The following is a 23045-nucleotide window of genomic DNA, read 5'->3' on the forward strand; positions in this document are numbered from 1 at the left end:
TCATTTGATAAAAACTATTATATTACAATATTACTCAATGTCAAGTGTTTTTGAAATATTTTTGTAATATTTGTAACAAATAGCAATCTATCTAAAAATTCAGGAGATTCAGGCGACAAGCAAACGTAAGAGGGCAACCAAGACAATCCCGAATAGAACCGTACCCATTAGGTTTTTGTAGCGAAAGGCTACTATCATGGTCGGAATGGTTGCGACCAGATCCACCCACCGAACTTGAGGAAGCTGGCCTACTTTCCCCTCTATCAGACTGGAAAGGATTAGGGCAAAAATGATGGCAATGGGAAGGTACTTTAGAAAACGCAGAACTGGATCCGGCAACCCCCGGTATTTGACCAAAACGAAGGGCAAAATGCGTGGAATCCAGGTGACCACTGCGGACGTCAAAATAACCAAGAAAATCCAACTATTCACGCGCATCGCACATCACCCCCACGAAACAACCTGTTAAAGTAGCCACTAAAACGGCCAAGGATTGGGTCAAAAAGAAGGTCAAGAGGAAAAAGCTAAGGGCTACTGCACCTAAAACAAGGAGCATGGTAGCCATCTTCTCCGTCAAACGCATGCCTTGAAACTGACCTGCAAAAATCCCAATAAACATGGCAACTAAGGCGAAGTCCAGGCCGAAGGCACTAGGATTGGGCAAGAGGGAGCCTAGGGCTGTCCCCAAAATGGTTGATAATCCCCAGGCTAGATAACCGACCACATTATTGCCATGCATCCAGGGAACAGTGATCCGGTCACTTTTCAATTTTTCACTCAAATAAACCCCGTAACTCTCATCTGTCAACAAACTACCAATTCCAATATTATGGACCAGGCTAGCCTCCTTGAAATCAGGGGAGGTATGCAGACTCATAAGCATATTGCGCAAATTGATGAAAAAGACGGTTAAGGCAATATTCATGAGGGACGAATGGACGGCAATCAAAGAGATCATAGCAAACTGAGAAGCCCCTGCGTAAACCAAGAGACTCATCAAGCCCATTTCTAAAGGGGAGAGATAGGGCGACGCCACCACACCACAGGCTAAGCCAATACTGATATAACCCAAGGCCGTCGGAAGGGCATCCCTGACCCCCTGCTGAAAATTCTTTTCCACTCTTTCTCCTTTCTTTTTTGATGCTATCTATTATAACAAAAAAAGGGACGGGAATCGTCCTCCCGTCGTTTATGTTCGTTTCTCAACTAATCTAAGTCCTCTTCTATCGGAGCAAAAGCAAGGCTAGGCTTAGCATTGAGGTCTAAGCTAGCAAAATTTCCCTTATTCCATTCGCTGACACTGGCATAGGCAATCATCCCCGCATTGTCCCCGCAGAGGCGCAGAGGAGGAATGATGACCTTAACATCTGTGATCTCAGAAGCCAGGCATTCACGTAATCCTTGGTTGGCCGCGACTCCTCCCGCCACCACCAGGGTCTTAACAGGGTATCTTTCTAGGGCTTTTTTGGTCTTGGCCATCAAGATATCCATCACCGCTGCTTGGAAGGAGGCCGATAGGTCTTCCTTGGACAGACTCTCGCCTTTTTGCTCGGCATTGTGGTGGAGATTGATAAAGGCAGATTTGAGCCCTGAGAATGAGAACTCCAGATTGTCTTCCTTGATCATGGCGCGTGGGAAATCGTAGATATCCTGACCCTTATGTGCCAACTCGTCAATCTCACGACCGGCTGGATAGGTCAAGCCCATGACGCGGCCGACCTTATCATAGGCTTCACCCACTGCATCATCACGTGTTTCCCCAACGATCTTATAATCACCCGCCTCCGAGACATAGACCAACTCAGTGTGTCCTCCGCTGACCAGCAAGGCCAAGAGCGGAAATTCTAAAGGCTCAACGCTTTGAGCAGCCATCAAGTGGCCAGCCATATGATTGACAGGAAGCAAAGGAATCCCATGGGCCCATGCAAAGGCCTTGGCTGCAGCAAGACCGACCAAAAGAGCTCCAACCAGACCTGGTCCGTAAGTTACCGCAACCGCTGTAACTTCTTCTTCTGTAATTCCCGCTTCTTCTAGCGCTTCCTCAATACAGGCCGTAATGACTTCGACATGGTGCCGACTGGCAACTTCTGGAACCACTCCCCCGAAGCGTTTATGGCTTTCAATTTGGCTGGCAATGACATTGGACAAGAGCTCTGTATCGTTCTTTAAGACGGCGACACTGGTCTCATCACAAGATGTTTCAAATGCCAAAATATATCTATCCTTCATTTGCTTCCCTTTTCATCATAATGGCGTCTTCGGTAGGTGCATGATAATACCCTTTCCGGCAACCAATTTCTTTAAATCCTTGTTTCTGATAGAGAGTTCGAGCCGGAGTGTTTCCTTCTCTCACCTCTAAAAAGACCTCTTTCTCCTGAGGAACAGTTTCTAGTAGCTGACCAGCAATCCCGCGACCTTGCCACTCTTTTCGAACAGCAATTTGGACGACTTCTAACTCATAGAGGTTTTCTTGTATAGCCAAGAAGCCCACCAATTCTTCCCCACTGTAGGCCAAGGCATACCAATTTTGAGGTTGACCGATATCCGCTAGGACTTGCTCCAAGGTCCAGGGGCTTTGTCCATAGACATTGTCTAAGATTTCTACCAACTGAGGGGCTAAATCGAATCGCCCCGCCTCCTTCTCGATACGGATCATAGGCGTTTAATGTAGGACTGACCGGACTCTTGATGGTCCTTGAGCCAGTTTTCTTCAGCTTCTACCCGCTTGAGGTAGTTGGGGACAAAACCATGGACGGAGACAGCTTCTTTTGTAAGTCCTAGTCGACCAATCCGTACCGCATCCGGTAGGGTTTCTACCATCTGAGCACTCGGCAATGCCTCTTGTATCTGCTCGCGAAAGGCTTCTACTTCCCCAAGGAAGGTCACCTTCTCAGCTCCCTTTGCTCTTTCTAATACGGCCTCAAAAGAAAGATGAGCCTCCGGGTAGACCAGCTGATCCTCTTGGTAAAAGCCCGCATAGACATGGTTACGGCGCGCATCCATGACTGGAATTACCAGACCTTCTATCTCTTCTGGTACCAAGGCTAGTAAGCTCGACACCCCTACTAAGTCAATCTTTAGCGTTTGAGCTAGGGTTTTAGCCGTTGCTACCGCGATCCGTAAGCCAGTATAAGATCCAGGCCCTTCTGCTACTACGATACGGTCCAAATCCGTCGGTTTCCAATCAATGCTAGTCATTAAAAATTCAATGGTAGGCATCAAGGTAATGCTGTGGTTTTTCTTGATCGTCAGTGTCAACTCTGCTAATCGGTTTTCTTCCTCCAAAAGGGCAACGGATAGGGCCTTACTGGAGGTGTCAAATGCTAATACTTTCATGTTTTCTCCTCGTTGTCTGCTTCATATTATACTACAAATAGGCGCCAAACGGTAGAGGAAGCACCCCCAGACTGTGAAATCACCTGCTCTCTATCCCTTCTAAAAAAGCGCTTCCTTCTGCTCTCAGAACCCGCTTGCATCTTTTCCTTAGAGCCTATTTATGGTATAATGAATAATAATTGTATCGAATCAGGACAAAAGAAAGCAAGAATAGGTGTCTCAGCTAGCTACTAGCTGTTTCTTTTCTGCTACAGTCCGAACATGTGAAAGGAACCGAAACGAAATGATTTACAAAGTTTTCTACCAAGAAACAAAAGAACGCAACCCTCGTCGTGAAACGACTCATGCCCTCTATCTCGATATTGATGCGAAGAATGAGTTAGAAGGACGCATTGAAGCTCGTCGCCTTGTTGAGGAAAATACATCTTACAACATCGAATTTATCACTCTCTTGTCAGACCAACACCTAGAATATGAAAAAGAGTCTGGCGCATTTGAAATTACGGAGTTCTAATCCATGGCATATACCTTAAAACCTGAAGAAGTTGGTGTTTTCGCCATTGGAGGTCTCGGGGAAATCGGTAAAAATACCTATGGGATTGAATACCAAGACGAAATCATCATTGTGGATGCTGGGATCAAGTTCCCTGAAGATGATTTGTTAGGGATTGATTACGTGATTCCTGACTATTCCTATATCGTTGAAAATATCGACCGTGTCAAAGGTGTCTTGATTACCCACGGACACGAAGACCATATCGGAGGAATTCCCTTCCTCTTGAAGCAAGCTAATGTACCAATCTATGCTGGACCTTTGGCTCTAGCCCTTATTCGTGGAAAATTAGAAGAGCATGGCCTCCTTCGTGGTGCCAAACTCTATGAAATCAACCAAAATACGGAGTTGACCTTTAAGCATATTAAAGCGACCTTCTTCCGGACGACTCACTCTATTCCAGAACCTTTGGGGATCGTTCTTCATACGCCTCAAGGAAAAATCGTCTGCACGGGAGACTTTAAATTTGACTTCACACCTGTAGGGGAGCCGGCCGACCTTCACCGGATGGCTGCACTAGGAGAGGAAGGCGTCCTCTGTCTGCTTTCTGACTCAACCAACGCGGAAGTCCCAACCTTTACCAACTCTGAAAAAGTCGTTGGCCAATCCATTATGAAGATTATTGAAGGCATTCATGGACGCATCATCTTCGCTTCCTTTGCATCTAACATCTTCCGTCTCCAACAGGCTGCAGATGCCGCTGTTAAAACTGGTCGCAAGATTGTTGTCTTTGGACGCTCGATGGAAAAAGCCATTGTCAACGGAATTGAACTTGGCTATATCAAGGTACCGCCTGGCACCATTATTGAACCAAGTGAAATCAAAGACTACCCGGCAAATGAAATCCTCATTATGTGTACAGGAAGCCAAGGGGAACCTATGGCGGCACTGTCTCGTATCGCTAACGGAACCCACCGCCAGGTGCAATTGCAACCGGGTGATACCGTTATCTTCTCATCTAGTCCAATTCCTGGGAATACAACTAGTGTTAATAAATTGATCAATACGATTTCCGAAGCGGGTGTCGATGTCATCCACGGTAAGATCAACAACATCCATACCTCTGGACACGGTGGCCAACAAGAACAAAAGCTCATGTTGCGCTTGATCAAACCGAAATACTTCATGCCTGTCCACGGTGAGTACCGCATGCAGAAGATTCACGCTGGACTTGCGCGTGATTGTGGAGTAGAGAAAGATAACATCTTCATCATGAGCAACGGAGATGTTCTTGCCCTGACGGCTAACTCAGCTCGTATCGCAGGAAGTTTCAATGCCCAAGATATCTATGTCGACGGAAATCGCATCGGAGAAATCGGAGCTGCTGTCCTTCGTGACCGCAAAGATTTATCAGAAGATGGGGTTGTCCTAGCTGTTGCGACAGTTGACTTCAAGTCGAAGATGATTTTAGCTGGACCGGATATCCTCAGCCGTGGCTTCATCTATATGAGAGAGTCCGGTGACCTAATCCGTGAAAGTCAACGCATCCTCTTCAATGCAATTCGAATCGCCTTGAAGAACAAAGATGCCAATATTCAAACCGTACATGGTGCTATTGTCAACGCCCTCCGTCCTTTCCTTTACGAAAGCACGGAACGTGAACCTATCATCATCCCGATGATTTTGACACCAGATGAAGAAAATTAAGTAAAAAGAATGGATGAGACCTGTCGGTCCCATCCATTTTCTTTGTATGAAAAATGAGCCAGGTCATCAAACCTAGCTCATTTTCGGATAAATTTGCTTAGTACAAGTCCAAGTAGTTATCAATTTCCCATTGTGAAACAAAGGTTGCATAGCTTGCCCACTCGATCCGTTTGGCTTCCAAGAAGCTGGTATAGATATGTTCGCCAAGAGCATCCTTAACAACTTCATCTTCGGTCAAAGCTTTCAAAGCATTGTGAAGGGTAGATGGGAGGTCAGTGATTCCAGCTTCTTTCCGCTCTTCTGCAGTCATGATGTAGATGTTTTCTTCGATAGGAGCCGGTGCTTCGATTTTGTTCTCAATCCCGTGCAAACCAACTTCCAAAAGAACAGCCATAGCAATATAAGGGTTGGCCATTGGATCCACTGAGCGCAATTCCAAACGTGTTCCCATACCGCGTGAAGCAGGTACACGAACCAATGGTGAACGGTTGCGACCAGCCCAAGCGATGTAAACAGGTGCTTCATAACCTGGAACCAAACGTTTGTAGGAGTTAACGGTTGGGTTCATGATCGCTGTGTAGTTGTAGGCGTGCTTGATCAAACCGCCAAGGAAGTGATAAGCTGTTTCTGACAACTGCATTCCTTTTGGATCACTTGGATCAAAGAAGGCATTGTTTCCTTCCGCATCAAACAAGGACATATTGCAGTGCATCCCGGAACCAGCGATCCCAAATTTTGGCTTAGCCATAAAGGTTGCATACAAACCATGTTTGCGAGCAATGGTTTTGACAACGAGTTTAAAGATTTGAATCTTGTCACAAGCACGAAGCACTTCATCGTACTTAAAGTCAATTTCATGCTGACCTACGGCCACTTCGTGGTGACTGGCTTCTACTTCAAATCCCATTTGAGTCAAGACATTGACGATCTCACGGCGAGTGTTATCAGCAAGGTCTGTAGGCGCCAAGTCAAAATAGCCACCCTTGTCATTCACTTCAAGAGTTGGATCCCCATTTTCATCGAGCTTAAAGAGGAAGAACTCTGGCTCTGGTCCAAGGTTGAAAGATTTGAAGCCAACTTCTTCCATGTGACGAAGGGCACGTTTGAGGTTTCCACGTGGGTCTCCTGCAAAAGGTTCCCCTTCTGTTGTATAGACATCACAAATCAAGCCTGCGACACTACCGTTCTCATCTCCCCAAGGGAAAACCGTCCAAGAGTCCAAGTCTGGATAGAGATACATATCAGACTCATTAATCCGAACAAACCCCTCGATAGAAGATCCATCAAACATGGCCTTGTTTGAGAGAACCTTTTCCAACTGTTCATCTGTCGCTGGAATTTCAACATTTTTCATGGTCCCTAAGATATCTGAGAACATCAACCGAATAAAGGTTACATTTTTTTCTTTGACTTCGCGACGAATATCTTCAACAGTAATTGACATGTGTGTCTCCTTATGAGTATAGCATTAAGCAAAAAGAATGATCAGCGTAACTGACCATATGGCGATGAGGTCGTATGAAAGCGGCTTTGCTGGAGAATATCACGGTGAAGGGCCTTGCGGACATCCTTTTCACTGATAATCTTGGCAGCTTGACGTTGAGCTTCTTTCTCAGCAATCCGTTTTTTAATTCCTGCAATATTAAGGCCTTCAGATAAATAATCCTTAATTTCCAACAGGCGATCCATATCGTTGAGAGAAAACATCCGACGATTGCCCTCTGTACGATCTGGAGTAATGAGTTGTTGATCTTCGTAGTAGCGAATTTGACGAGCTGTTAAATCTGTCAATTTCATAACACTACCAATCGGAAAGACCGCTAACGTTCGTCTTAATTCCTTTTCTTTCATACAAGACCCCCTTTCTATTCTATTATAACGCAAAAAAAACCGATGTCAAGATTAAAATGTCACATAATCTCACATGGTTTTTTTTCTTTCTTTTATAAAGTCCCGAATCCGATCCACATCTGAATTGACTAAAATCGCAACGAAGACTCCGATAAAGGTTTCAAAGATGCGGGCAAAAACATATAGGAACGTTTCTCCTGTCGGAATGGAGAGGGTGATGATCAACATGGCTGAAACTCCACCGATGATTCCAGCTTTGTTGTTCATAGCGACGTTTGTCATTATGGTTAACATGGTCGCAATGGGCACAAAAATCAGGGTCACCCAAAAAGCATTGTGGAAGAGAATCTTGATCATAAAGAACAGCAGGGCATAAAAACCACCGATGCTGTTACCCATCACGCGCGAAGCTCCGAAGTGAACACTCTTATCAAAATCTTCTCTCAAACTAAAGACAGCTGTCAGCGCCCCAATCTGCAAGCCCCGCCAGCCAAAGATACCAAAAATCAATAGAACCAGAAAAACGGCTATCCCTGTTTTGAAGGTTCGCATTCCTAATCGAAATTTGGAACGGTCAAATTTATGTCGTTTAAAGTAATCCATTGTCCCCTATCTTTCTATCTCTTTTATTCTAACATATTTCTAGAAAGGTTCAAGCGGGGAAATGAAGATCGACTAGCTTCCTTCTACTCACATCCAATAGAAAAAGCACCTTTCGGTGCTTCTTCTATGGTTCATGAGGAACCGTCTTATTTTTCAGTCAATGCTGCAAGTCCTGGAAGAACTTTACCTTCAAGAAGTTCCATTGATGCTCCACCACCAGTAGAGATCCATGAGAACTTGTCTGCACGTCCAAGGTTGATCGCTGCGGCAGCTGAGTCACCACCACCGATGATTGATTTAACGCCTGGTTGTTTCACAATAGCGTCCATTACACCGATTGTACCAGCTTGGAAGTCAGGGTTTTCAAATACACCCATAGGTCCGTTCCATACAACTGTTTTCGCACCAGTCAAAGCTTCGTCGAATTTAGCGATAGATTTAGGACCGATATCCAAACCAAGGAAACCTGGGTCTACTGCTTCACCTTCAGTGTCTTTCACTTCAGTGTAGTCAGCAAATGCGTTTGCTTCTTTTGAGTCAACTGGCAAGATCAATTTACCATTTGCTTTTTCAAGAAGAGCTTTTGCAACATCCAATTTGTCTTCTTCAACAAGTGAGTTACCGATTTCGATCCCTTGCGCTTTGTAGAATGTGTAAGTCATCCCACCACCGATAAGAACTTTATCAGCTTTTTCAAGCAAGTTTTCGATCACACCGATCTTGTCTGAAACTTTTGAACCACCAAGGATCGCTACGAATGGACGTTCTGGAGCTTCAACAGCTTCTTGGATGTAAGCAATTTCGTTTTCAAGAAGGAATCCAGCAACAGCTTTTTCAACGTTTGCTGAGATACCAACGTTAGATGCGTGTGCACGGTGAGCTGTACCGAATGCATCGTTTACGAAGATACCATCTCCAAGTGATGCCCAGTATTTACCAAGTTCAGGATCGTTTTTAGATTCTTTCTTGCCGTCAACATCTTCGTAACGAGTGTTTTCAACCAAGAGAACTTGTCCATCTTCAAGAGCGTTAATCGCTGCTTCCAATTCAGCACCACGAGTAACACCTGGAAGGAAAGCAACGTCTTGACCCAATTTAGCAGCCAAGTCAGCCGCTACAGGAGCAAGTGATTTACCTTCTTTGTCGGCTTCTTCTTTTACACGTCCAAGGTGAGAGAAGAGGATTGCACGTCCACCTTGCTCAAGGATGTACTTGATTGTTGGAAGAGCAGCAGTGATACGGTTGTCGTTTGTGATCACGCCATCTTTTACAGGTACGTTGAAGTCAACACGAACGAGAACTTTTTTCCCTTTCAAGTCAACGTCTTTAACAGTCAATTTTGCCATTGGATATGACTCCTTCTATTTTTAATACATGATAATTATATCACAAAAGCTGTAAAAGAGGTAGAAAAATAGTGGATTTCTACCTCTTATTAGCTAGTCAGGAGTGTTGCACCTCGATTAGGATCTGCATCATAAAACCTCCCTTGTTTTTTACAAAGGAGGTTTACGATTGAATTTAACTTTTAAAGACGCTTAAAAAGTTACTCTTCTTTCTTCTTGCCAGCTAAGAGGAAACCACCAAGCGCTGCTAGGAGAACTGCTTCTACTGCAAACGTAGCCTCTAAACTTGCCGTTGTTGGCAATTCCTTATCAGTATCTTTGCTAGCTTGATCTTGTTGAGAAGTTCCTTCTTTAGATGGTGTTAAATAGCGACTCAAAACTTGTTGAACTCGTTGATCCAGAAGGTCTGATCCGTTTTCCTTTTGATTCAATGGATCAGTTGGTTTCGTCGGATTCACTTGTTCTGGTGTCGGTTGATTGCCATCCGGTTGTTCTGGTTTTGTTGGATTCTCCGGCTGAACTGGTTGATCTGGTGTCGCTGGTTGATCCGGTTTAGTAGGCTCCTCTGGTTGAACAGGCTGATCAGGTTTAGCAGGTTCTTCTGGTTGGATCGGTTGATCTGGTCCTTCCGTTTTTGCTGACTTATAGACAATCGCATAGTGGGTAAAGTGAGGAGCTGTAAAGATAACGGTATCTCCTTCTCGCTCAAAGGCTAAGGATTGAGGTGCTTGACCTTCTGGGAAGAAGAGAACTTGCTCCACTTCTTTATCCTTATCCACAGGGATTTTCACAAGGGATGGATGCTGGGTATCGACATCCTGACCACTTGCATCGACTCCTTCGATATCAAAGATAGTCGCTTCTCGTTCCTTCAGCTCTTCTTTTTCTGCCTGATTGGCTTCAACTTTCGCGACTTTTAGTCCCTTAATAGCAGTAGTCTCCAAGTTAGAGAATTGAACTTCGACTCCAGTCACAGGGTCTACAAAGACCGCTGGCTTATCTTCTTTCAGGAGCGCAATCAATGTTTCTAGACCTGTTTTTGCGGTTGCGAACGCTTCAGGAGTGAGTTCTGAAGAAGCTAGGAGTTCTTTATTTTTCTCAACCAGTGACTGTAAAGCGTCACCAGAAGGGTGGTTTGGCTTACTTGCTAATAGAGCGGTCGCTTCCTCTGTCAGAGCAGAAAGAGCTTCTTTCTCTTTGACTAGATTAGCTTGTCCATCCAAGGCTTTCAAGAGAGCGGTCAATTGGTTCAACTGCTCATTGACTTGATCTTGTGTGCTGGTATCATGCTCTTTCAAGACTTTTTCAGAAGCAGCCATTCCAGCCAGCAAGGCTTCTTTGACTTCAGGACTAGCAAATGTAAAGTCTACTTTGGCTTTTGCAGCTTCAGCTTCAGCCAATTTTTGCTTGAGGTATTCATCGTTGAGAGCTGGTTTTGGATTAACGAGGACATCAAAGCTTGTGCTAGCTCCTTTGTAATGGATAGTGATGGTTTGACGGCCTTCCTTGCTCGCATCAAAACCAGTTACTTCAACCCCTTCATCGGTCAAGGCGTGCGTTTCGGTTGTTTCATCATCAAAGACAACTGTAAAGCGTCCGCCTTCTTTTTCCAATGCTTCGCCGACGATATATTCTACTTTTGGTTTGTCGGTCAATTCTAGACCAGCAACTGCTTTTTCACCTGCTTCCTCTGCACTGACCACAAAAACAGTGAGAGTCTTATCCAATTTCTGACCAAGGTAAGAAACTTCTAGGTGTTGTTCTCCAAGCTTGCTACTGTCAAATCCATGAATCTCTACACCTGAGTTGGTGAGGTTGACCAGTTGATCTGCTTGGCCATCTTTATAATGAACACGGAGAGTCGCCCCTTTCAAGGAAAGAGCATCCCCTTCCCGGTAAACCTTCTTGGTCAAACCATCTTCAAATTGAAGTCCCGCAATTTCTTTATCATTTTTTGGAACTTCGATCGCTAGAACATTACTGATATCTTTGCCAGGTTCTTGCGCACGATAGTAGAGAAGAGATGGGGTTGATTCAAAAGCCAGTGGTTTAAAGATCAGATTTCCAGCTTGATTGGCTGTCATGGTCGCAATTGGGCTAGTCGCTTCTTTATCGGCATAAAGAGTCAGTGTGGTATTGGCCGGTACATCTTTGAAGCCGACTTGGACAAAATGATTGCCTAAGTTTTGCGCTGCAGCATGTTTCATCGGGATGTTGACCGTTTCCGTATCCAGACTTTCATACATCTTCCAGTTGTAAATCCGGATGGCTTGCCATGGGGTTCCGTTATCTGCCGTAATGACATGGAGACGCCATTCTTGAGCCTTGATTGGATGGTCGAGTGTAATGTCGGACACATGGGCTTTATTGCCACGAACTTCCTTAGCGAGCTTCCATTCACCCGCTTCATCCTTGTAGTAAAGGTCGAAGTCACGGGTATTCATCTTGCCATCGTCGACAGATTCTCCACCCGCACCGGCATGGTCCATCACCCAACGAACAATGGTCCGTGGTTGTGTCAAGCGAATATCGACGGTTCCACTCAATTGAGCAGAAGACCATTTATCTGAAAGACTGGTAATGGTACCATTTAACATACCTTCGATGCCTTCACTACCATCCGCATCTGGGAAGCTCGAACCGATCACTTTGGCTCCGATGACCACGTTTGGTGCTAGAGCTTTTGGAAGACTGGTATCTGACACGGTCATGCCCCAATCAAAGGCCACAGTCCCTGCATCTGAACGTTGGCCATTCTTCCCAACTGCAACGACCTTGAGGTCCTGAGTCGTTCCTTCAGCACTTGCTGAACGGCTAACTTTTGGTAGATAGACGGTTGTCGCAGAAGATCCTGTTAAGAGACGCCAGTTGTCGCCATCTTTTTCGTAGACTTCATAATAATCTGCGTCCGCTACCCCTTTAAAATTGAGGACCGCTTCTGCTTCCTGGGCATTTTGTAGGCGTTTTGCCCGAACAGTCACTTCAGATGGGGCTACTGGTTTTTCTTGGTTCGACGTAATCGACAATTGACCGAGGTTGAACTTGTAATCTTTGACATCTGCATCATGATCAAAGAATAATTTAATCGCATAAATGGTCTTGCCAGCCAGGTCTCCCAAATCGAAGGTTTGAGTTGACCAATCTGCGCTTGGCGTCAATTCCTTCCATACATATTCGGAGTAGTCTTCTTTTGTAGCAACAGCTATCCAAGCAGCTGCACCAACCCCACCCTTGTGAGAGACGCTCAACTTGGTCGTTTCTGTCACAGGGATTTTGGTCGAATAGAGCATGACATTTTGGCTGCTATTAGCTTTCAAATCCCCTTCAAAGGTTAAAGAGTTCCCTCCGTTAAAGGCTTGATCAAAATCATAACGTCCCTTCAACGGAGTGCTGTCTTCACTATGCTCCACCCACCAACGCCATGTTGGAAGGTAGCCAGAAACAGAACGATAATTCCATTCACTATCTTTTGAAATTTTTCCATCTACGAACCAATATTTCCCGTGACCAGTATTAAAGGACGTATTAAAATCAGCGTTTATGATTGGCGTTTTATCCACTACTAGATTGGACATGCCATACCAAGATTGGTCTGCTGGTTTTCCTTTGGTTGGATCCCCTTGGAAACCAGTCCAGAAGAGATCTTCGTGGGTATGGTAACCTTCTCCTGTCTTTCCTAGACCCGTAATGGTATCTGGCGCATAAAGACCAAGAGATAGACGCAGCTTGCCATGTTCATCTAAAATGGCATTCCAGTCTACATTAGTCTTATAAGAGCCTCCTTTTTGGAGCTCAAGTCCAGCTAGAACATCATAAGGATTCCGATGAATCCATTTGGCTGTACTGATCGAATAATCGACTTCTGATTTGCCCCAGTTAAAGTTGGCAAAGAAGGTATCAACTGGATTTTCCCCATTTTCAGGTTGCATGAAATTGTAGTTGTATTCACCCAGTGCATTTTCATGGTAGCGACCATATTCATAGGTCATGGCATCATACCAAGAGTACTTGATCGGATAGTTGACGCTCTTCGCATATTCCTTGGTATAAAGAAGGAAATCTCTTAATTTTGGCCCCAAAGGCTCTACTAAGTTCCCTGTTGTTTCTTGATTGATAAAGTAGCCATCGAAACCATAGTACTTGGCTAGATCAACCAATTTCCGAGCAATCGGGAAGGTTTTTGAACCTTCACTATCTTCTTTCAAGGTTTCTGCAAAGCGCTCTTGATCCTTGATGCTACTAGACCAGTTGTAAAAGAGTGTTCCGTAGATGGGAACCCCATTTCTATGAGCCGCATCAATCACGTCTGCTGAAGGGACAAGTCCTTCCCAAAAGACCATAGAATCCAAATATTGCCAGTAGTCAAAAGCATAAGCCTTAAACTCTTCCCCACCGACGGAAGCATGATCCTTAGCCTTTGAGTTCATGTTAGAAAGGGCTTGAATCTTTGCATCTGGGTTGGCTTGCTCGTTGATTTGCTTCCCTTGAAAACGACTCGCAAGTGGGACGCTTGCTCTGTTCATATCGTCATCCACTCGTTTTCCTGGTTCCCACTTCAAGAGATCGTCCCAGGTATCGAACTTAACTTCTTTCGGTCTTAATTGTTTTTCTTCATTGGTTGGTAAATCTTCTACTTTTTCTGCGACTGCTTTTGGTTGTTCTGTCGCTGAAACGGCTGGAGTATCTGTCGTCGGGCTAGCTTCAGTGCTTGCAGGACCTGATTCTGGAGTTGCTGGAGTTGCCCCCTCAACTGGTTTTGCTGTTTCAGCAGTTGGCAAAGCAGCATCTGCAGTGTAGACTCCCGCTTCCCTGATCAAATGATTGACATCTTCCGTATTTGCTGTGGAAGCTTCTAAGGGTTGTTCATTAGTAGCATGCGTCTCATCTGCTGAGACTGCGCCCGTTCCTAAAAATGCCAATCCAATCAATGCAGAACAAACTCCTACACTGAATTTTCGGATACTAAAACGTTGTTGTTTTTCAAATTGATGACTTTTCATCTTGACCTCCTCAAATGGATTTTTTCTTTTTCTTGAGCGATTTCCATTGGCTCCTTCCTCTACAACTTGTAATCGCTTTCCATTGGCTCCTTCCTCTACAACTTGTAATCGCTTTCATTTCTTTGTATTAGAAATCTCCAATCAAGAATAGGATACCGAATCCAGTTAACACTGTCAATCCATTTTGGCAAGTCCTATAATATGATGAGGAAGGTCTAAAAAAAGTACAAAAAAAGAGGAGGTTACCCTCCTCTCATCATACAGATGAATTATTTAGCAATTTTTGCGAAGTATTCAAGAGTACGAACAAGTTGTGCAGTGTAAGACATTTCGTTGTCATACCATGAAACAACTTTAACCAATTGTTTACCGTCAACGTCAAGAACTTTAGTTTGAGTTGCGTCAAACAATGAACCGTAAGCCATACCTACGATATCTGAAGATACGATTGGATCTTCTGTGTAACCGTATGATTCGTTAGCTGCTGCTTTCATAGCTGCATTTACTTCATCAACAGTAACGTTCTTTTCAAGAACTGCAACCAATTCAGTAACTGATCCAGTTGGAGTTGGAACGCGTTGTGCAGATCCGTCCAATTTACCGTTCAATTCTGGGATTACAAGACCGATAGCTTTAGCAGCACCAGTTGAGTTAGGAACGATGTTAGCTGCACCAGCGCGAGCACGACGAAGGTCACCACCACGGTGTGGTCCGTCAAGGATCATTTGGTCACCAGTGTAAGCGTGGATAGTAGTCATCAATCCTTCTACAACACCGAAGTTATCTTGAAGAGCTTTAGCCATTGGAGCCAAGCAGTTTGTAGTACATGAAGCACCAGAGATAACTGTTTCAGTACCATCAAGAATGTCGTGGTTAGTGTTAAATACAACTGTTTTAACGTCATTTCCACCAGGAGCAGTGATAACAACTTTCTTAGCTCCACCTGGGTGCAAGTGTTTTTCAGCAGCTTCTTTCTTAGCAAAGAAACCAGTTGCTTCAAGAACGATTTCTACACCGTCGTTAGCCCAGTCGATTTGTTCTGGATCACGTTCAGCAGAAACTTTAACGAATTTACCGTTAACTTCGAATCCACCTTCTTTAACTTCCACAGTACCATCGAAACGACCTTGAGTTGTGTCATATTTCAACAAGTGTGCAAGCATAACTGGATCTGTAAGGTCGTTGATGCGAGTAACTTCAACACCTTCTACGTTTTGGATACGACGGAAAGCAAGACGACCGATACGACCGAAACCGTTAATACCAACTTTAACTACCATTCGTGATTTCCTCCTTATGAAAATCAAAAAATTTTTTATGTGAAAAGAGTAACTTGATAGGTTACAAATCATCTTTCAACAATATTATTATATACTTTCTTCCCCTAAAATGCAACTGATTTCATTAGGATTAGAAATATTACACAAACTTTCATATTCATTTTCACTATCTCTTATGAGGAAGAGGTCTAAAGCTCTTTTCGAATCAAAAAAGCTTTCCTCATAGGAGGAAAGCTTTTAGCTAGACGGTAAAATTATGCTTCACCTTTAGCTTTTTTAATGATTTCTTCTTGTACTGATTTCGGTACATCTTCGTAGTGGTCAAATACCATCATGAAAGTACCACGTCCTTGAGTTGCAGAACGAAGGACAGTAGCGTAACCGAACATTTCAGCAAGTGGTACATAAGCACGAACGATTTGGCTTGCACCGTGTGCTTCCATACCGTCTACACGTCCACGACGAGCAGTTACGTGACCCATAACATCCCCAAGGTTTTCTTCAGGAACTGTGATAGTTACAAGCATCATTGGTTCAAGAATAGCTGGTTGTGCTGATTTAGCTGCTTCTTTAAGAGCAAGAGATGCAGCGATCTTGAAGGCAGTTTCAGATGAGTCGACATCGTGGTATGATCCATCGTAAAGCTTCGCTTTTACGTCAACCATTGGGTAGCCAGCAAGTACACCGTTAGCCATAGATTCTTGAAGTCCTTTTTCTACTGCAGGGATGAATTCACGTGGAACCACACCACCGACGATCGCATTTTCGAACTCGAATCCTTTACCTTCTTCGTTTGGAGTAAATTCGATCCAAACATCACCAAACTGACCTTTACCACCAGATTGACGTTTGAAGAATCCACGTGCTTGTGTAGAAGCGCGGAATGTTTCACGGTAAGATACTTGAGGAGCACCAACGTTTGCTTCAACCTTGAATTCACGTTTCATACGGTCAACAAGGACATCCAAGTGCAACTCACCCATACCAGAGATAACTGTTTCACCAGTTTCAGGGTTTGTTTCAACGCGGAATGTTGGATCTTCTTCAGCCAATTTTTGAAGGGCAATACCCATCTTATCTTGGTCTGCTTTAGATTTTGGCTCAACCATCAATTGGATAACTGGTTCTGGAACTTCGATTGACTCAAGGATAACTTTTGCTTTCTCATCAGTCAATGAGTCACCAGTTGTTGTATCTTTCAAACCAACAGCAGCTGCGATATCTCCAGAGTAAACTGTTTCGATTTCCATACGAGTGTTGGCGTGCATTTGAAGGATACGTCCGATACGTTCACGTTTACCTTTAGATGTGTTCAATACGTAAGATCCAGAGTTCAAGACACCTGAGTACACACGGAAGAATGTCAAACGACCTACGAATGGGTCAGTCATGATCTTGAAGGCAAGCGCAGCAAATGGTGCTTCATCAGATGCTGGACGTTCTTCTTGTTCGTCTGTATCTGGGTTGATACCTTTAATCGCTGGGATATCAAGTGGGCTTGGAAGGTAGTCAAGGACTGCATCCAACATCAATTGAACCCCTTTGTTCTTGAAGGCAGAACCACACAATACTGGGAAGAATTCAACATTGATAGTTGCTTTACGGATAGCAGCTTTCAATTCTTCGTTAGTGATTTCTTCACCTTCAAGGTATTTCATCATCAAGTCTTCATCAGTTTCAGCAACTGCTTCAACCAATTTTTCACGGTATTCTTGAGCTTGGTCAAGGTATTCAGCTGGGATATCTTCTTCAAGAATGTCTGTACCAAGGTCGTTGGTGTAGATTTCAGCTTTCATCTTGATCAAGTCGATGATTCCACGGAAGTCATCTTCTGAACCGATTGGCAATTGAATTGGGTGTGCGTTTGCTTGAAGACGATCATGAAGTGTGCTTACTGAGTAAAGGAAGTCAGCACCGATTTTATCCATCTTGTTCGCAAATACGATACGAGGAACACGGTATTCAGTCGCTTGACGCCAAACTGTTTCTGTTTGAGGCTCAACACCTGATTGTGAGTCAAGAACCGTTACAGCACCGTCCAAAACACGGAGTGAACGTTGTACTTCGATCGTGAAGTCCACGTGTCCTGGTGTGTCGATGATGTTAACACGAGTGTCTTTCCATTGAGCGGTTGTCGCAGCAGATGTGATGGTGATACCACGTTCTTGCTCTTGCTCCATCCAGTCCATTTGTGACGCACCTTCGTGAGTTTCACCGATTTTGTGAATCTTACCAGTGTAGTAAAGGATACGCTCAGTTGTAGTTGTTTTACCAGCATCGACGTGGGCCATGATACCGATATTACGAGTTTTTTCAAGTGAAAATTCGCGTGCCATGAGGTTTTGTTCTCCTATATTTTTTATTTCTATACTATTATAACATGATTTAACAAAAACGGATAGGCAGGACCTACCCGTTCTCATTGTTTATTCTGTTTGGTTTAGCTGATTTGAGCTCAATTGAACCCAGGCTAAAGTTAGTTAGCCGATTTGAACCCGAGCGAGGCCCGGCGCAAAAAAGATAAACTGCCTTGTGTTCATGGAACACTGTATCAGTTTCCTATTTTTGCCTTGGGCCTTTTGCGCTCTTGGTATCTTAATCTTACCAGCGGAAGTGTGCGAAGGCACGGTTAGCTTCAGCCATACGGTGAGTGTCTTCACGTTTCTTAACAGCTGCACCAGTGTTGTTTGCAGCATCCAAGATTTCTTTAGCAAGGCGGTCAACCATTGTGTGCTCACCACGTTGACGAGCGATGGTTACCAACCAACGAAGACCAAGTGTTGTACGACGTTCTGGACGAACTTCAACTGGGACTTGGTAGTTAGATCCACCAACACGACGTGCACGTACTTCAAGTACAGGCATGATGTTTTCCATTGCTGTTTCAAATACTTCAAGCGCGTCATTTCCAGTAGCTTCTTTGATTTGCTCAAAAGCACCGTAAACGATTGAAGCTGCTGTACCACGTTTACCATCAAGCATAACGCGGTTGATAAGACGAGTAACTAGTTGTGAATTGTAAAGCGGATCTGGCAATACATCGCGCTTTGGAGCTCTATTTTTACGACTCATTTCTCTTTATCCCCTTTCCTTATGCTTTTGGACGTTTAGTACCGTATTTAGAACGGCCTTGTTTACGATCGTTAACACCTGCAGTATCAAGTGCACCACGGACGATATGGTAACGTACCCCTGGAAGGTCTTTTACACGTCCACCGCGAAGAAGCACCACGCTGTGCTCTTGCAAGTTGTGTCCGATACCTGGGATGTAGGCAGTAACTTCGATCAAGTTGCTCAAACGTACACGAGCGAATTTACGAAGGGCAGAGTTCGGTTTTTTAGGTGTCATTGTTCCAACACGAGTTGCAACACCACGTTTTTGTGGTGAAGAAACGTTTGTTTGAACTTTTTTATGACTGTTGTAACCAACGTTCAAAGCTGGTGATTTAGATTTTTCTACTTTTGATTTACGCGGTTTGCGAACCAATTGGTTAATTGTAGGCATCTACATTCTCCTGTATTTTTTTATTTTTGGTGATGATACACTTGGTGACAGCTACCATCTGTGTGTACTTTTGCAACATTTGTCAGCACGTCCCTGTACACTCTTGAGAGACCAAAAGTAAAAAGTACCGTCTATTATTGTAACATAGCGGCACTTTCACTGTCAAGATTTTTTTCTCTTTTTTGCACGATTGCTTCTTCTTAAAATCGCGCTAGATTATTGTTCAGATTGTTGCGTTACAGCTGGTGTGGTAGCATTCGAAACCTGAGGAACCTCATTGGACTGATACTGAGGGACTTCTGCTGGAACGACTTGCTGAGGTTGACCTGTTTGGCTAGCTTGATTCGTATCAGTTGATTGAGTATTCTGGTTGGTTTGCATTCCGTAATAGTCTACAATGTACTGAATACGAGCTTGAAAGGCCTGTTTTTTGGTTTCGTCCTTCACTTTTTCTACGGCCTCTTTGGCAGCGGTTAAGGTTTCTTGAGTTGCAGTCGTTTCAAAATGAGCAACTGCTTTTTCAGCCGCTTCAGCGATTTTCGCTTCCTCTTCTTCTTTGGCTTTTTTAGGATCTTTCTTCTTAATAGGAAGAGAACCTGTTTTTTTGGTTTCTCGCTTCACTACTGTAACTTGGTCTGCAGAATTTTTACGAACCGTATAAAGCCCACCGACAAGAACTCCTGTCAAGATGAATATCGTTGCCAATCGAAGCCATAGGGGACTACGATCAAAACGGTCTAAAATTGTTTTCATTTTCCTTTCTCCCTCTCCAGCTTAGTCCTTATCAAAAATATTTCCGATTTCTACATCAATTTTATTTTCTGCTACATCAATATTGGTCACACGTAGAAGTGACTTGTGATCAAATAAATCTTTACTTCTAGCCGAAGCATTGTCCGCAAAAATAGCAACTCCTGCCAACTCTGAATCGAACTCAGCTAAGAGGCTGACCATCCCACTGATAGTTCCCCCTCCTTTAAGGAAGTCATCGACAATCAGAACACGGCTTCCAGCTTTCAAACTACGTTTAGATAGGAACATTTTCTCAATCCGATCGCCACTGGAACCAGATACGTAGTTGACACTGACCGTTGAGCCTTCTGTAATTTTTAGATCGCGTCGTACAATGACAAAAGGAACATTTAAGACATTCGCTACCGCGTTTGCTAATGGAACACCCTTAGTGGCCACCGTCATGACTGCATCGATTTTTTGATCTCGGAAGGCCTTGGCAATAATGCGTCCGATATTATTTAAGATTTTTGGATCACTTAGCAAATCCGAAAGGTAGATATACCCACCTGGTAAAATCCGGTTACTTTCTGACAATTGATTGCACAAATTTTGGACAATTTCTTTTGAATCTGCATCCGAAATCGATGGTGTAAAGATGACCCCTCCACCTGCACCAGTAAGAGTTTCAATGCTTCCAATTTCCATTTCTTCAAAGGCCCGTTTAATAATGACAATGTCCTCAGAAATAGATGATTTAGCAGATTCGTATTTTTCGGCAAATGTATTTAAACTCGTCAATTCGTAGGGATGATTAATCAAGTAATTCGAGATCACAACCATCCGCTCACTTCTTCTTAGCTTCATTTTCTCTCCACATAGTTTTTTTTATTGTATTATACCATATTATACCAAAAAACGAACATTGTTAGTCTCACAACATTCGTTTTTGGTTTTTTTACTAACAAACTAAGAGCAGCTTATTTAAAGCCAGTTCATTACGAATCTTTTAAATTTGGCTTATAGAAGGAGCGATTGTCCAAGGCAAAAATCTTATTGGTCATCTCACCAGGGCCAACTAAAGCTAAGGCAGAAGTCATCATCATCATTTCTGCATCTAGGTTATCAATCATATGGATGATCTCGGCTTCCATGATTTTTGGACGAACCGGGCTACCATATTCTAGTAGACCATGGTGACTCAAAATCACATGGCGCAACACAACCACATCTTCTTTTTGATCGTCAATCTTTAACTCTTGTAAGACCTTGGTAATTTCTTCATCGATCAGAGCGATGTGCCCGATGAGGTTTCCTCGAACGGTATACTCTGTATTTTCAGGCCCTGATAGCTCCAGTACCTTGGCAAGATCATGAAGCATGATACCGGCATAGAGGAGACTCTGGTTTAATTGAGGATACACCTGAGAGATGCTCTCAGCCAAACGAACCATAGTGGCTGTGTGATAAGCTAAGCCTGTCTCAAAAGCATGGTGGTTGGTTTTGGCCGCAGGATAAGAGTAGAACTCTTTGTCATACTTGCTGTATAGCGCCCGCACCACACGTTGCCAAACTGGATTTTCTATTTTGAAAATCATCCCCGATAGGTAGTCCTTCAAATCGACTGGGTTTACTGGAGGCTTTTCCTTAAAGTCTGCTGGATTTGATGGCTCCCCGCTTTGAGGCAACCGCAAGGTCAACTGATTGACCTGGGGCGTATTGTTGTAAATTTCCCGACGGCCGCTCATATGAACGACGCGACCAGCTTGGAACTGCTCCACATTATGTGGCTGAGCATCCCACAATTTTCCTTCAATCGTACCTGTCTCATCTTGGAAGACAAAGGCAAGATAGTTCTTTCCAGCACGTGTCTGACGAAGATCTGCTGACTTAATGAGGTAGAAACCTTCAAACAATTCGTCTTTTTTCATTTGATTAATTTTGACCATCATCTTCTCCAACTTCTAAATTCAATAGGCTTTCTATATCTAGATTCTCTGACGTTTCAATGTTTCGGAGTGTACGCTCGATAGCATTTGTTCTTCGGTTTAAGAGGTCATCAATATTGCCAGAGGCATGCTTCAACTGCCGTTGGGTCTTTTCTAAAACACCTCCAAATTTTTGGAACTCCGTCTTGACGGATGCAAGGACCTTGCTAATATCATCCGCACTTCGTTGAATATTCAGGGTCTTAAATCCAACCGATAGGGAATTCAACAAGGCTGAAAGCGTACTTGGCCCCGCGACGACGATCTGCTCCTCTCTTCGGAGGCGATCAAAGAAGGCTGGGTCGCGGACCACTTCTGAATAGAGCCCTTCCGTCGGTAAAAAGAGAATCCCAAAATTAGTAGTGGCAGGCGGATAGAGGTATTTTTGATGAATGTCCTTAGCAAATTGTTTGATACTAGCCAATAGGAGTTTGCGACACCGTTCAATCTCCTCTTTCTCCCCACTTTCATAGGCTTCTTCCAGTCGGTAATAACCGTCCAGAGGAAACTTAGAGTCGATTGGCAGATAGACGTATTCCCCTCTGACCTGACCAGGCATCTTGATGGCATACTCGACGCGTTCGCTGGAATGGGGAACTGTTACAAACTCTCTTTCATATTGGGCGGGAGTTAGGATATCTTCGATGATCTGGCCGAGTTGGAGTTCTCCCATAATCCCACGGGTTTTCGTGTTAGAAAGAACCTTATTGAGACTTCCCACATCTCTAGCGACCGTCTGCATTTCCCCAAGACCTTTATTGACCGACTCCAATTGTTTGGAGACCGTCTCAAAAGAGGTTTGAAGACGACTGTGCAAGGTTTTTTCCAACTTTTCTTCGACCGTTTGACGCATCTGCTCCAAGCGCAAATCATTGGAAGCTTGAATCTGTTGCATCCGCTCGTCCGTTTTGTCTCGGTTTTTAGTGAAACTCTCAGCAAGTTCTGTTCGTAAAGCAGTCGTTTGCTGATGCATTTCTGTCCGTAATTCCATAAGACGGTCACTGATCGCCATCTCTATCTGCTGGCCAGTGATTTGCTGAGCTTGTCGCTCTCTCTCAAATCGGTAATCCAGCTGATCCGAAAGATGATCTTCTTGGTCTTCCAGTAAGTCACGGACCTGTTTGTTATCAGCTGTCCGTTGCTGGTAGAGCAAGAAGAGCAAGACAAGATTTCCCACTCCTAATACAAAAAGGATTATTTCCAT

General features: G+C 43.9%; 20 protein-coding genes. 2 read left to right on the forward strand and 18 right to left on the reverse strand.

Annotation, left to right across the window (positions count from 1 at the left end):
• Nucleotides 1–108: 108 nt before the first annotated feature.
• The 5 genes from ADH49_RS06310 to tsaB form a co-directional block, all read right to left on the reverse strand.
• Nucleotides 109–438, reverse strand: a complete 330-nt coding sequence (locus ADH49_RS06310; protein WP_048690834.1) for an AzlD domain-containing protein — start codon at nt 436–438, stop codon at nt 109–111.
• Nucleotides 425–1120: an AzlC family ABC transporter permease gene (locus ADH49_RS06315; protein ID WP_048690835.1), complete on the reverse strand. Its 696-nt coding sequence runs from the start codon at nt 1118–1120 to the stop codon at nt 425–427. The genes ADH49_RS06310 and ADH49_RS06315 overlap by 14 nt, the downstream gene beginning before the upstream one ends.
• An 86-nt stretch (nt 1121–1206) precedes the next feature.
• Nucleotides 1207–2229, reverse strand: a complete 1023-nt coding sequence (gene tsaD, locus ADH49_RS06320) for a tRNA (adenosine(37)-N6)-threonylcarbamoyltransferase complex transferase subunit TsaD (RefSeq protein WP_048690837.1) — start codon at nt 2227–2229, stop codon at nt 1207–1209.
• Nucleotides 2219–2656: a ribosomal protein S18-alanine N-acetyltransferase gene (gene rimI, locus ADH49_RS06325; RefSeq protein ID WP_048690839.1), complete on the reverse strand. Its 438-nt coding sequence runs from the start codon at nt 2654–2656 to the stop codon at nt 2219–2221. Before rimI ends, tsaD begins: the two co-directional genes overlap by 11 nt.
• Nucleotides 2653–3336: a tRNA (adenosine(37)-N6)-threonylcarbamoyltransferase complex dimerization subunit type 1 TsaB gene (gene tsaB, locus ADH49_RS06330; protein ID WP_048690841.1), complete on the reverse strand. Its 684-nt coding sequence runs from the start codon at nt 3334–3336 to the stop codon at nt 2653–2655. Before tsaB ends, rimI begins: the two co-directional genes overlap by 4 nt.
• A gap of 283 nt (nt 3337–3619) precedes the next feature.
• Here tsaB and ADH49_RS06335 point away from each other — a divergent pair, with 283 nt between their 5' ends.
• Complete coding sequence (locus ADH49_RS06335) at nt 3620–3850, forward strand: DNA-dependent RNA polymerase subunit epsilon (RefSeq protein ID WP_006595537.1); 231 nt, start codon at nt 3620–3622, stop codon at nt 3848–3850.
• Between the two features lie 3 nt (nt 3851–3853).
• Nucleotides 3854–5536, forward strand: a complete 1683-nt coding sequence (rnjA, locus tag ADH49_RS06340; RefSeq protein WP_023024486.1) for a ribonuclease J1 — start codon at nt 3854–3856, stop codon at nt 5534–5536.
• 97 nt (nt 5537–5633) lie between these two features.
• Here rnjA and glnA read toward each other — a convergent pair whose 3' ends face one another.
• From glnA to ADH49_RS06405, 13 genes are all read right to left on the reverse strand, one after another.
• Nucleotides 5634–6980, reverse strand: coding sequence for a type I glutamate--ammonia ligase (glnA, locus tag ADH49_RS06345; RefSeq protein ID WP_048690843.1), 1347 nt, complete (start codon nt 6978–6980; stop codon nt 5634–5636).
• Between the two features lie 41 nt (nt 6981–7021).
• Entirely contained in the window at nt 7022–7387 is a 366-nt protein-coding gene (locus ADH49_RS06350; protein ID WP_048690846.1) for a MerR family transcriptional regulator, read from the reverse strand.
• Between the two features lie 69 nt (nt 7388–7456).
• Nucleotides 7457–7990, reverse strand: a complete 534-nt coding sequence (locus ADH49_RS06355; protein ID WP_048690848.1) for an FUSC family protein — start codon at nt 7988–7990, stop codon at nt 7457–7459.
• Between the two features lie 146 nt (nt 7991–8136).
• A complete protein-coding gene (locus ADH49_RS06360) occupies nt 8137–9336 on the reverse strand; it encodes a phosphoglycerate kinase (RefSeq protein WP_048690849.1) in 1200 nt (399 codons plus the stop codon).
• A 200-nt stretch (nt 9337–9536) separates the two neighbouring features.
• Complete coding sequence (locus ADH49_RS06365; RefSeq protein ID WP_048690851.1) at nt 9537–14336, reverse strand: endo-beta-N-acetylglucosaminidase; 4800 nt, start codon at nt 14334–14336, stop codon at nt 9537–9539.
• A gap of 269 nt (nt 14337–14605) precedes the next feature.
• Nucleotides 14606–15616, reverse strand: coding sequence for a type I glyceraldehyde-3-phosphate dehydrogenase (gene gap, locus ADH49_RS06370; protein ID WP_006595530.1), 1011 nt, complete (start codon nt 15614–15616; stop codon nt 14606–14608).
• 254 nt (nt 15617–15870) lie between these two features.
• Nucleotides 15871–17952, reverse strand: coding sequence for an elongation factor G (fusA, locus tag ADH49_RS06375; protein ID WP_048690854.1), 2082 nt, complete (start codon nt 17950–17952; stop codon nt 15871–15873).
• Nucleotides 17953–18217: 265 nt separating this feature from the next.
• Entirely contained in the window at nt 18218–18688 is a 471-nt protein-coding gene (rpsG, locus tag ADH49_RS06380; RefSeq protein ID WP_003003105.1) for a 30S ribosomal protein S7, read from the reverse strand.
• Nucleotides 18689–18707: 19 nt separating this feature from the next.
• The gene (rpsL, locus tag ADH49_RS06385; RefSeq protein ID WP_001142332.1) at nt 18708–19121 is read right to left on the reverse strand and encodes a 30S ribosomal protein S12; all 414 of its coding nucleotides are present in this window, start codon (nt 19119–19121) and stop codon (nt 18708–18710) included.
• Nucleotides 19122–19337: 216 nt separating this feature from the next.
• The gene (locus tag ADH49_RS06390; protein ID WP_048690856.1) at nt 19338–19874 is read right to left on the reverse strand and encodes a hypothetical protein; all 537 of its coding nucleotides are present in this window, start codon (nt 19872–19874) and stop codon (nt 19338–19340) included.
• Between the two features lie 21 nt (nt 19875–19895).
• Nucleotides 19896–20720, reverse strand: a complete 825-nt coding sequence (gene purR, locus ADH49_RS06395) for a pur operon repressor (RefSeq protein ID WP_048690858.1) — start codon at nt 20718–20720, stop codon at nt 19896–19898.
• A gap of 131 nt (nt 20721–20851) precedes the next feature.
• Entirely contained in the window at nt 20852–21802 is a 951-nt protein-coding gene (locus ADH49_RS06400; RefSeq protein WP_048690860.1) for a 3'-5' exoribonuclease YhaM family protein, read from the reverse strand.
• The gene (locus tag ADH49_RS06405) at nt 21789–23045 is read right to left on the reverse strand and encodes a DNA recombination protein RmuC (protein WP_048690862.1); all 1257 of its coding nucleotides are present in this window, start codon (nt 23043–23045) and stop codon (nt 21789–21791) included. Before ADH49_RS06405 ends, ADH49_RS06400 begins: the two co-directional genes overlap by 14 nt.

Source organism: Streptococcus sp. 400_SSPC, assembly GCF_001072745.1.
Taxonomy (GTDB): Bacteria; Bacillota; Bacilli; order Lactobacillales; family Streptococcaceae; genus Streptococcus; species Streptococcus xiaochunlingii.